Genomic DNA, 7,164 nt, shown 5'->3' with positions numbered 1-7,164 from the left:
CCCAGGAGCGCAGGATCGGCGTCGGCTCGGTGGCGCCCGGCACGGCGTGGACCGACCTCCAGTACCTCGGCACCCAGACCGTGCTCGTGGTGCGGGCCGGACACGGCAGCGCCGCATGGCTGCACACCGCGGCGCGGCAGCTCGCCGACCAGCGCATCCCGGTGATCGGCGTGGTGCTGATCGACCCCGATCCGCGGGACCGGACCGACGGCACCCTGTGGGACGGGCTGCAGACCGCGCTGCGTGGCCAGAGCGAGCGGCTGGCCCGGCAGAGCGGGACGGGCCGGCACCGGCAGAACGGGACGGGCCGGCAGGGGGCGGAGCGGCTGCCGGTGTGGGCGGCACGGGTCCCGGACAACGAGCAGGAGGTGCGCTAGCACATGTGTGGCATCGCAGGCACCTACCGATGGCCGGACGGAAAGATCGTGACCGACCGGCTCACCGATACTCTCGCCCACCGCGGTCCGGACGGCGCGGGCCGCTACAGCCACCCCGTGGGTGACGGCGAGGTGCACCTCGGGCACCGCAGGCTGGCCATCATCGACCTGTCCGAGACCGGCGCCCAGCCGATGGTCTCGGACGGCCTGGTCCTGACGTACAACGGCGAGCTGTACAACGCGCCCGAGCTGCGGGCCGAGTTGGCGGCCGCCGGGGTGCGCTTTCGCGGTACCTCCGACACGGAGGTGCTGCTGGAGGCCTGGCGGCGCTGGGGCACGGACTGTCTGCCCCGGCTGCGCGGCATGTTCGCGTTCGGGATCTTCGACGAGCGGACCGGTGAGCTGGTGCTCGCCCGCGACCAGCTCGGCATCAAGCCGCTGTTCCTGCTCCGGCGCGGCGGGGGTCTGGTGTTCGCCTCCGAGCTGAAGGCGCTCTCCGTCGCCACCGGCGGGTCGTTGCAGGTGGACGACGCGGCGCTGGTGGCCTCGCTGCTGTTCTACTGGGTGCCGGACTCGCGGTGCGCGTTGCGTGAGGCGGAGAAGCTGCCGCCGGGGAGCTGGCTGCGGTGCCGGCCTGACGGCCGGGTGGAGCGCGGCCGGTTCTGGCACCTGAAGGACGTCGCCGCCGAGGGCCGGGAGCGGGCCCTGGCCGGCGAGCAGCCGGACCTGGCCGCGATCGTCGAGGAGTCGACCCGGCGTCACCTGCTCTCCGACGTACCCGTGGCGACCTTCCTCTCCGGCGGCCTCGACTCCAGCTATCTGACCGCGCTGGCGGCCCGCCACCAGCCGGGGATCTCCGCCTACACGATCGGGTTCCGCGCCGAGGACGCCAGGTTCGAGGCGATGCCGGACGACCTGCGCTATGCCCGGCAGGTGGCCGAGCGGTTCGGCGTCGACCTGCATGAGATCGAGATCGCACCGAATGTGCTCGACCTGCTGCCGCAGATGACGTACCACCTGGACGAGCCGATCGGCGACCCCGCAGCGATCAACACGTTCCTGATCTGCTCGGCCGCCAGGGAGGCCGGGGTCAAGGTGATGCTCTCGGGGATGGGCGCGGACGAGCTGTTCGCCGGTTACCGCAAGCACCTGGCCAACCTGATCGCGCTGCGCTATCAGCGGGTCCCGCGGGCCCTGCGGCGCGGGGTGTCGGGGGCCGTGGACCGGCTGCCGGTCGCCACGAGCCGCCGGGGGTACCGGTCGGTGCGGTTCGCCAAGCGGTTCCTCTCCTTCGCCGATCTGCCGGAGGAGACCGCGTTCCGGCGCAGCTACACCATGTACGACCAGGACGAGCTGCTCGCCCTGCTCGATCCGGACCTGGCCCCGGCGGTCGAGGACGTGCTGACCGAGCACGCGGACGTCTACCAGGACAACGACCTCGACGACTTCGTCAACCGGATGTGCCTCACCGACGCCCGGATGTTCCTGCCGGGATTGAACCTCACGTACACGGACCGCTCCAGCATGGCCGCCTCCACCGAGGTGCGGGTGCCGTACGTGGACGTCGAGGTGGTCAAGGCGGCGTTCGCCGTGCCCGGCGACCGCAAGATCGTCGGACGGCAGGGCAAGGCCGTCCTCAAGGAGGCGGCCACCTCGGTCCTGCCCCGGGAGATCGTGTACCGGCCCAAGGGCCTGTTCAGCGCCCCGCTGCGGGCCTGGATGAGCCGGGACCTGGCACCGCTGGTGCGCGAGGTGGTCAACGACGGCGTACTGGTCCGCTCCGGGTTCCTGCGCCGTGACGCGCTGGCGCGCATGGTCGCCGAGGACGCCGCCGGACAGCGGGACTTCTCCAAGCATCTGTGGCACGTACTGACCCTCGAGTACTGGTATCGCGACGCGACCTCCGGGTCCGGCCAGAGCACTCGGCTGACGGCTTAGGAATCAGGGGACTTCGGGTGAAGCAGGTTGTGCAGAACTACAAGAGCGGCGAGCTGGCGGTGCTCGACGTTCCGGTGCCGGGGTGCAAGCCGGGCGGTGTGCTGGTCCGCACCGCCTACTCGCTGATCTCCACCGGGACCGAGCTCATGAAGGTGTCCGAGGCCGGCATGTCGATGCTGGGCAAGGCCCGCTCCCGGCCGGACCAGGTGGCCAAGGTCATGCAGAGCGTGGCCACCAACGGGGTGCCGGCCACCTACCGCAAGGTGATGGGCAAGCTGGACTCCTACACGCCGCTGGGCTACTCGCTGTGCGGGGTGGTCGAGCAGGTCGGTGCCGGGATCGACGACGTGAAGGTCGGCGACCTCGTGGCCTGCGCCGGCAACGAGCATGCGCTGCACGCCGAGTTGAACTGGGTGCCGAAGAACCTTTACGCCCGGGTGCCGGACGGCCTCGCGCCGCGGCACGCGGCCTTCGGCACCGTCGGGTCGATCGCGATGCAGGGCGTCCGCCAGGGCGGGCCGCAGCTCGGCGAGGTGGCGCTGGTCATCGGCCTCGGGCTGATCGGGCAGCTGGTGGTGCAGCTCCTCGCCGCCTCGGGGGTCCGCGTCGTCGGGGTCGACCCCGACCCGGTGCGCTGCGAGTTGGCCGAGCGCCTGGGAGCCGTGGCCTGCGGCGATCCCGCGTCCGCGGCCGTGGAGGCCGCCGTCGCCGAGCTCACCGGTGGCCACGGCGTGGATCAGGTGTACCTGGCCGCCGGCGGCGGCAGCAACCAGCCCGTCGAGCTGGCCGCCCGGCTCTGCCGGGACCGCGGCCGGGTCGTCGACATCGGCAAGTGCCGTCTGGACCTGCCGTGGAATGCGTACTACGAGAAGGAGCTCGACGTCCGGTTCTCGCGTTCCTACGGCCCCGGGCGCTACGACCCCGAGTACGAGCTGGAGGGGCGGGACTACCCGATCGGCTACGTGCGCTGGACCGAGCGTCGCAATCTGGCGTGCTTCCTCGATCTTCTCGCCCGTGGCAGGGTCGACGTGGAGCCCCTGGTCTCCCACATCGCCGACTTCGACGACGCGGTCGAGACGTACCGGCGCCTGAAGGACGGCGACCTGAAGGCCGTGGCCGTGCTGTTCCGGTACCCCGAACACGCGACGGAGGCGGAGGCCGCCCCGGCAGTGACCGTGCCCGCGGTGAACGTGCGGCCCGACCCGGGCGGAGGCGGGCGGGTCAGCCGCGTCGAGCGGAGCGGCGGCGGGGCGTCCACCCCGGCCCGGGCCGCCACGTCACCGGTGCGCCTCGCGTTCGTCGGCGCGGGGAACTACGCGACGTCGATGCTGCTGCCGCACCTGGCACAGCGCGAGGGCGTCGAGCTGTCGACGGTCGTCACCACGACGGCGCTGTCCGCGGCCAACGCGAAGCGGAAGTTCGGCTTCGCCGAGGCGAGCACCGATCTCGACGCCGTGCTCGGCGACAAGTCCATCGACGCGGTGTTCGTGGTCACCCGCCACAGCTCGCACGCCGAACTGACCCGAAGGGCACTGCTGGCCGGCAAGACGGTGTTCGTGGAGAAGCCCCTGGCCCTCACCGAGGACGAGCTGGCCGGTGTGCTCGCGGCGGTGGAGGAGTCCGGCAACGACCGTCTGCAGGTGGGCTTCAACCGCCGGTTCGCGCCGCTGCTGACCGAGGCCAGGAAGCGGTTCGGCGCCCGGACCGGGCCGGCGAGCCTGCGCTACCTGGTCAATGCGGGCCGGCTGGACCACGGCAGCTGGTACCTCCGCCAGGGCACCGAGGGCTCGCGGTTCGCGGGCGAGGGCGGGCACTTCATCGACACGGCGAGCTGGCTGCTCGAGGCCGACCCGGTCTCGGTGTACGCGATCACCCCGCCCGGCAACGAGGATCTGCAGGTCGTGCTGCGCTACCCGGACGGGTCCACCGCCACCATCAGCTACGTCACCACCGGCGCGCCCGGCTTCCCCAAGGAGACGCTGGACCTGGTCGCGGACGGCAAGGTGCTGCGGCTCGACGACTTCGTCCGTGCCTCGGTCTACGGCCGCAAGCGGTGGGTCAGTTCGCGGCTGCCCAAGGCCCGGGACAAGGGCCAGTCCGCCGAACTGGCCGCGTTCATCAAGGCCGTGCGGACCGGCGGTCCGATGCCGGTGCCGCTCCAGTCGCTGGTCGCCACCACGGCGGCCACCCTCGCCGTGCAGGCCGGCCTGGCCGGCGGCGTGCCGGTGACGTTGGCGAGGACCCGATGACCATGAGCGCGGGCTGGTACCTGCGGCGGCTGTCCCGGATGGGACCGCAGGAGGTCGCGGGCCGGGTGGGCGACACGGTGCGCAGACGCCGGTGGCGGTCGGCGCGGCCGGACTGCCCGAGCGTGACCGGCGCCCGGTTCACCGCGGTACTGCCCGCAGGAACGATCGACGCGGTGCCCCCGGACGCCGCGAAACGTCTCATCGCCGAGGCGGACCGGCTGATGGCCGGGCACGCCGAGTACTTCGGGGTGGAACGCGACGACCTGACCGACCCGGACTGGTGGTACGACCCGAAGACCGGGCGCCGGGCGCCGTCGGGTTACGCCTTCGACGTGCCGTACCGCAACGAGGACGCGGTCGGGGACATCAAGCAGATCTGGGAGCCGTCCCGGCACCAGTACCTCACCGTGCTCGCCGCCGCCTACGCGATCACCGGGAACGAGCGGTACGCCGAGCGCGTGGCCGAGCACCTGCGGTCGTGGTGGACGGCCAACCCCCCGCTGCGGGGCGTGCACTGGATCAGCGGCATCGAGCTGGGGATCCGGCTGCTGTCCTGGGTGTGGATCCGCCGGCTGCTCGAGGGCTGGCCGGGCACGGCCGAGCTGTTCGAGGGCAACCCGGTGGCACTGAACCAGATCTGGCACCACCAGCGCTGGCTGGCCGCCTTCCCCAGCCGGGGCTCCTCGGCGAACAACCACGTCATCGCCGAGGCCGCCGGGCAGTTCGCCGCGGCCTGCGCGTTCGGGTGGTTTCCCTCCTCGGCGCGTTGGCGGGCCGACGCGCTGCGGTCGCTGGAGCGGCACCTGCGCGGCAACACCTTTCCCTCCGGCCTCAACCGCGAACTGGCCAGCGAGTACCACGGACTCGTACTCGAACTGGGCCTGGCCGCGGTCGCCGAGGCGGACGCCGCCGGCGTACCGGTCCCCGCGTCGATCCGGCTGGTGCTGCTGCGGATGACCGACGCGCTCGCGGCCGTCGTGGACAGCCGGCTGCGGCCGCCGCGCCAGGGGGACGCGGACGACGGGCACGGCCTGGTCGTGGACGGCGCGGGCACCGACCGCTGGGCCTCGCTGCTGGCCACCGGCGACGCCGTGTTCGGACGGCTCGACTGGTGGCCGGCAGCGACCGGCACCGACGTGCGCACCCCGCTGCTGGCCGCGCTCGTCCGGCCGTACCCGGAAGACGGCACCGCCCCGGCTGTGTCCCGCCCGGCAAGCCGCCCGGCCCACTTCGCCGACGCGGGGCTCACCGTGCTGCGCGGTCCGGGTGAGATCTGGTGCCGCTGCGACGGCGGTCCGCACGGATTCCTGTCCATTGCCGCGCACGCCCACGCGGACGCGCTGTCCGTGGAGGTCCGGCACGACGGGGTCGACGTCCTCGCCGACCCGGGGACGTTCTGCTACCACGGACAGCCCGAATGGCGGCAGTACTTCCGGTCGACCCTCGGCCACAACACGCTGCAACTGGACGGCGCCGACCAGTCCGTGTCCGGCGGCCCGTTCCTGTGGACCCGGCAGGCCCGCACCCGCGTCCTCACGGCGGACCCGTCCGGCGAGGACGTGGCCCGCTGGTGCGCCGAGCACGACGGGTACCAGGGCTCCGTGCACCGCCGCCGGGTGGAGCTGACGGCCGCGAGCCAGGAGCTGAAGGTGGTCGATGAGGTGCGCGGCCCGCGCCGGGCCGTGCACCTGGCGTTCCACCTCGGTCCGGAGATCGCCGCGGACCTGGTGGGGAACCGGGCGGTACTCACCTGGATCCGGGACGGCGAGGGGCGTTCCGCGGTGCTCGACCTGCCCGGGCAGCTGTCTTGGCGGGCGCACCGCGGCGAGAGTGACCCGCCGCTGGGGTGGTACTCCGCGGGCTTCGGGCGCAAGGAACCCGCCACAACGCTGATCGGCACCGGCATCAGCCCCGCCGACGGCGCGGGCGGGTTCACCACCGTGCTCAGGTTCCGCGGCTAGGGGGGCACGTGGGGATCAAGAGGCGGCACTGGGCGTTGGCGGCGGCACCGCTGGCGCTGGCCCTGCTGACGGCGACCGGCTGCGACAGCACGTCGGGCACCCGGGCAGCGGAGCCGACCGCCGCGCCGTCCACGTCCGCGGCCCGGGCCGTGGCCCGGGTGTGCGCCAACCCCACGGCCGGACCGGCGAAGGCGCCGGCGGGCGCGGTGACGGTCGACCCCGCGGTCGTCGGCGACCTGGCCGCGAAGACCAAGAACAGCCCCCCGAACACCACGTTCTGGCTCCGACCCGGCAAGCACAGGCTCGACCCGGACCGCTACGCCCAGGTCATCCCCAAGAAGGGAGACCGCTACCTCGGCGCGCCGGGCGCGGTGCTCGACGGCGGGAAGACCAACCAGTACGCGTTCGCGGGCACCGCCCGCGACGTCACCATCCGCTACCTGACCGTGCAGCATTTCGTCGCACCGCAGAACGAGGGCGTGGTCAACCACGACTCGGCCGACGGGTGGGTGATCGAGCACGCGATGATCCAGGACAACTCCGGGGCGGGGCTGATGGCCGGTGCCCACCAGCGGGTCCGCTTCAGCTGCCTGCGCGACAACGGGCAGTACGGAATGAACGCGTACAAGAGCGGCGGCG

Annotated in this window: 3 protein-coding genes and 2 pseudogenes; all 5 read left to right on the top strand. The window is 72.8% G+C overall.

Annotated features, from left to right (window positions below; all coding sequences use genetic code 11):
* Positions 1-377, top strand: a pseudogene (locus ACWDA7_RS48825) (Wzz/FepE/Etk N-terminal domain-containing protein); the annotation flags it as partial.
* A gap of 3 nt (positions 378-380) precedes the next feature.
* Positions 381-2,315, top strand: a complete 1,935-nt coding sequence (gene asnB, locus ACWDA7_RS48820) for an asparagine synthase (glutamine-hydrolyzing) (RefSeq protein WP_450614161.1) — start codon at positions 381-383, stop codon at positions 2,313-2,315.
* A gap of 17 nt (positions 2,316-2,332) precedes the next feature.
* Positions 2,333-4,564 carry a bi-domain-containing oxidoreductase gene (locus ACWDA7_RS48815; protein WP_450614159.1) on the top strand — a complete coding sequence of 744 codons (2,232 nt, stop codon included), beginning with the start codon at positions 2,333-2,335 and terminating at the stop codon, positions 4,562-4,564.
* Positions 4,561-6,525 carry an alginate lyase family protein gene (locus ACWDA7_RS48810; protein WP_450614157.1) on the top strand — a complete coding sequence of 655 codons (1,965 nt, stop codon included), beginning with the start codon at positions 4,561-4,563 and terminating at the stop codon, positions 6,523-6,525. Before ACWDA7_RS48815 ends, ACWDA7_RS48810 begins: the two co-directional genes overlap by 4 nt.
* An 8-nt stretch (positions 6,526-6,533) precedes the next feature.
* Positions 6,534-7,164, top strand: a pseudogene (locus ACWDA7_RS48805) (right-handed parallel beta-helix repeat-containing protein); the annotation flags it as partial.

The organism is Streptomyces sp. NPDC001156 (assembly GCF_053598275.1).
The sequence above is the reverse complement of the archived record's forward strand: the minus strand, read 5'-3'. Positions and strand labels throughout refer to the sequence as shown.

Coding starts and splice junctions, on each gene's coding strand:
- asnB (WP_450614161.1), top strand. CDS start 381: ATGTGTGGCATCGCAGGCACCTACCGATGGCCGGACGGAAAGATCGTG.
- ACWDA7_RS48810 (WP_450614157.1), top strand. CDS start 4,561: ATGACCATGAGCGCGGGCTGGTACCTGCGGCGGCTGTCCCGGATGGGA.